Annotated in this window: 1 protein-coding gene; it reads right to left on the reverse strand. The window is 65.9% G+C overall.

The genetic code is table 11. The annotated features are described in order from the left end of the window. Window positions 1-5040 (reverse strand): amino acid adenylation domain-containing protein (locus WAW17_RS05520; protein ID WP_422332000.1); only part of this gene is annotated, 5040 nt, incomplete at both ends.

The raw sequence follows: 5040 nt of genomic DNA on the forward strand, positions 1-5040 counted from the left end.
GGCCAGGCTTTCGACGGTGGGTGCCTCGAACAACTCCCGCACGCCGAGGCGCGTCCCTGCTGCGGCGTTGAGCCTGGCGACCGCCTTCGTGGCGATCAACGAGTTACCACCGAGGTCGAAGAACGACTCGGTGACGCTGATCGTCGACAGTCCGAGAACCTCGGCGAAGACACTCGATACCAACTCTTCTGTGGGCGTGCGCGGTTCGACCACGTCTCCCTGCAACGCGTCGAAGTCGGGTTCGGGCAGAGCATTCCGGTCGAGTTTGCCCGCGCCGGTGAGCGGGATCTCGTCGAGCACGATGATCGCACTCGGGATCATGTGAGCCGGAAAGGTGTCACCGACGAACGAGGTGACGTCGGCAGGGGCCACACTCGAACCGGGTGAGGGCAGCACGTACGACACCAGCGCCGTAGCGCCCGAAGGCATCGTGCGTCCGGTCGTCACCGCGAAGTCGAGTTTCGGGTGCTTGACGAGCGCTGCATCTATCTCGCCGAGTTCGATCCGGAATCCGCGAACCTTCACCTGGAAGTCGCTTCGACCGACGTACTCCACGCCGTAACCGGCGCGGTGTCCCTCGTCGACGACGAAACGGACGACATCGCCCGTACGATACAACCGAGTACCGCTGGTGCCGAAGGGATTCGCCACGAACCGCTCGGCTGTGAGGTCGCGGCGATCATGGTAACCACGTGCCAGTCCGGGGCCGGCGATGTACAGCTCGCCCGCCACTCCGACCGGTACCGGACGCAGGAATTCGTCGAGAACGTAGACGGTGACACCGCAGATCGGGCCACCGATCTCGATCCGCTCTCCGGGAACCACGACGTTGCTGACGTTGCTCATCACGGTCGCCTCGGTCGGACCGTACGCGTTGTACATCCGGTGTCCGGGCGCCCAGCGCTCCACCAGCTCCGGTGGGCAGGCCTCGCCGCCGACGACCACGACTTCGAGACGGTCGAGGCCGGTGGGCTCCACCGACGCCAGGGCCGCTGGAGTGACGAACGCATGCGTCACGTCATTGTCCGCGAGGAATACCCGGAGCTCCTCTCCCCCGTACAGATCTGCGGGTGCCACGACCATGGTCGCGCCGCAACCGAACGCCAGAAGGAGTTCGAGCACCGACGCATCGAAGCTCGGGGAGGCGAAATGCAGTGTGCGCGAAGAGGGAGTGACCCCGTAGTGGGAGCGCTGCTCGGCGGCGAAGTTCGCCAGGCCGGAGTGTGCGACGACGACGCCCTTGGGCGTGCCGGTGGTTCCGGACGTGTAGATCATGTAGGCCGGCTGGTCCATGTGAAGCGGAGCGGTGCGCTCAACGTCCGACACCGGAGCCGGCGACTGTGCGGAGCATCGGGAGTCGCACTCGGGCGAGTCGACCTCCAGCCAATCGGTCTGCGCGGGAAGCGATTCACGCTCCGCGGCCACCGTCACGCCCAGTACCGATCCGGAGTCGACGAGCATGTGCTCGATGCGCTCGGCGGGATACCGCGGATCGACCGGCACGAACGCGCCACCGGCCTTCGCGACCGCCCAGGTCGTGATCACCGAGTGGAGTGAGCGGGTCATTCCCACCGCGACGAATGTCTCCGGGCCGACACCCCGCTCGATGAGTACGCGGGCGAGTCGATTCGACCGATCGTCGAGTTCCGCATACGTCAGCGAGGTGTCTCCGGCTACCACTGCGAGGTGATCCGGACTCTGCGCGGCGGCATCTGCGAGAATGTCCGCCAGCAACCGCCGCTCGACGTCCTCGGAGCCGCGCACGGCGAGGAGCGAGTCCCTCTCGTCTGCGGCGAGGACGTCGATCTGCGAAACCTTGGTTCCCGCATCGGCCGTCATGGCATCGAGCACCCGCACGACTCGCGCCATGATCTGCTCGACCTGGGCAGAGTGGAAGAGATCGGGCAGGAACTTCGCCACGAGGTGCAGCCGCGGATCGGTCATCGCGACGATTGCCAGCGGATAGTGGGTTGCATCATGGGGTTCGACGTCCAGGACACGGAGTCCCTCGATGTCCCCGCTCTTCGTCAGAGCCTCACGGTCGAGAGGATAGGACTCGTACACCATGAGGGTGTCGAAGAGCGCGCCGATTCCCAGGCCCTGCTGGATTTCGGTGAGACCGACGTGGTGGTGGTCGAGCAGGCCGATCTGCTCGAGCTGGATCCGTTCGAGAAGTGCGCGGACCGTATCCGCACTGTCGATCCGCACCCGCACGGGAATCGTGTTGATGAAAATGCCGAGAATCGACTCGACGCCGGCAACCTGCGGCGGGCGGCCCGACACCGTCGTTCCGAACACCACGTCGCGTCGTCCCGTGATGCGGCCCAGCACGATGCCCCAGGCGGCCTGCACGAGGGTGTTCATGGTGACGCCGAGTTCGCGAGAGAGTTCGGTCATCGCCGTCAGCAGCTCGTCCGGGAGGTCGATGGTGATCTCCGCCGACGACGGGGCGGCCGCGCTCGCGGCCCGGAGATCGGCGATCAGTGTCGGTTCCTCGAAGCCTGCGAGTGAGCTGCTCCACGCTGCCAGCGATTCGGCGGAGTCCTGCGCCGCCAGCCATTTCAGGTAGTCGCGGTAGGGACGGGCGGGCGGCAGAGCTGCCGGCGCACCGGCAGCCGCGTACAGAGCCAGCAGATCCTGAATCAGAATCGGCAGCGACCACCCGTCGAGCAGGATGTGGTGGTTGGTGATCGCGAATCGATAGCGGTCCTCGGCCACCCGAACCAACAGGAACCGGACCAGCGGGGGTTCCGCCATGTCGAAGGAGTCCGTGCGATTGGCCTCGATCAACCGCTCGAGTTCCGCATTGCGGGAAGATTCGGGGAACGACGTGAGGTCGACTTCACGCCACGGAACGGCGACCCTGTCGAGCACGACCTGCATTCCGTTGCCGCTGTCGTCGAGGACGAACGCGGCGCGCAGATTCGGATGCCTCGCGATCAGGGATTCGGCCGCATGTCGGAGGCGTGCGGCATCGACCACTCCACCGAGGTCGAGAACCAGCTGAGAGGTGTAGACGTCCACGGACTCGTCGGCGAAGGCCGCGTGGAACAGCAGGCCCGCCTGGAGCGGCGCCAGCGACCAGACGTCGGCCAGCGCCGGATACCGGTCTTCGAGTGCCTCGATCTGCGCCTGGTCCATGGCAACGAGATCGAAGTCGGACCGTGTCCGCCCGCCCGCACCCGGCCGCACCGCGTACTCGACCAGACTCTCGAGAGCCCGGTGCCAGATACCCGAGAACTCCTCCACCTCCGCGGGGGTCAGCACCCCGGACGGGAAGTCGATCGTCGACGAAAGCCGCTGCTCACCTTCGACATTGGTGATCATCGCGTTGATGTCGAGCGCGAAACGGACGGGCATCTCACTGTTACGGACGCCCGAGAGCTCCATCGTGTCGGTGTCGGGAATCCACCCGCCGGCGCGCACGGCCTCCGCAATCTCGCCGATCGATACGCGCCCCAGATAGTTGAAGCTGATCTGAGGGCTCGGTAGCCCCTCGAGCACCGAACGCGTTTCGGCGTTGAGGAACCGGAGCATGCCATAACCGATACCGTGTTCGGGTACCGCCGCGAGCTGCTCTTTCACGGCCTTCACTGCACTGCCCGCCGCATGGCCGGCGGCGAATGCCTCGCCCAGGTCCACACCGGACGCCGACAACCGGACCGGATACATGCTCGTGAACCAGCCCACGGTGCGGGAGAGGTCTGCACCCGGGAGAACTGCCTCCTCGCGGCCGTGGCCTTCGAGATGCACCAGAGCCGACGTTTCCGTGACTCCATGGGTCTCGCGCCATTTCGCGACAGCAAGCGTGAGAGCGGTCAGGAGACCGTCGTTGACGCCCCCATGGAAAGCCCGCGGCACCGTCGTTACGAGGGCTTCGGTGAGTTCTGCCGACAACTCGAGGCGCACGCGACCGAGAGCGCCGACCACGTCGCGGCCGTCCAGTGCGCGCGAGCCGATCAGCGGGTCCGGACCCTGCAGGGTTTTCGTCCAGAAGTCGAGTTCACCGACGCGGCGCGGACTCTTCACGTTGTCCGCGAGTCCGTGCGCCCATCGGCGAACCGACGTGCCCACCGCAGGAAGCAGCGGCTCCGCACCGGCCGCGACCTGCGCCCAGGCGGAAACGAGGTCGGGCACGAGCACCCGCCACGACACGCCGTCCACCGCGAGGTGGTGGATGACGACGAGCAGTCGGCCGGCCCGGTGCGCGGCGCTGTCATCAGTCTCGGGAATGGCCCGGTCACCGGAATCTTCAGCAGGAGCGAACCACACGAACCGCACTACGCAACCGACCGAGGGATCGAGCGTGTCCGCAGCGCGGTCGAGGGCGCGGGTGGTGAGAGCCTGAAAGGAATCGGTACCCGGCCCCTCGGTGAACTCGACCCTCTCGACCAGGCTGTCTACGTCAACCGAGCCGATGGGTGCGACCTCGAGCACCCAATCCGGCTCAGAAGCGTTGCGGTACAGGGACGACCGCAGAGCATCGTGCCGATCGACCACTGCCGTGAGGGTCCTCACCACCCGTTCGCGATCGGCATGGACCGGCAAGGTGAGGAGGATCGACTGCGAGAAGCGGTGGAAGTCTCCACCCGGTTCCGTCATCCATCGCACAACCGGTGTCAGCGGCATGGTGCCGATACCGGCTCCCGGAAGTTCCTCCAGAACGTGCACCGTGGCCGAATCGGATGCGAACTTCGCGATTTCGGCAAGCGCAGCAACGGTTTTGCGTTCGAACACGTCGCGCGCCGAGAACAGGACTCCCATTTCCTTTGCGCGGGAGACGAGCTGGATCGAGACGATGCTGTCGCCACCGAGTGCGAAGAACGAGTCGCCCACACTGACCTGAGGAACTCCGAGGATCTCGGCGAACAACTCGGCGATCGACTCTTCCATGGCACTGCGCGGAGCGACGTATTCTCGGCTCTCGTCTGCGAATACCGGATCGGGCAGCGCCCTTCGGTCGAGTTTTCCGCTGGCGCTCACCGGCATTTCGGACAACACCGTGACGGCATCCGGGACCATGTACGAGGGCAGGGATCG

Source organism: Rhodococcus sp. (in: high G+C Gram-positive bacteria) (assembly GCF_049286785.1).
Lineage (GTDB): Bacteria > Actinomycetota > Actinomycetes > Mycobacteriales > Mycobacteriaceae > Rhodococcus_F.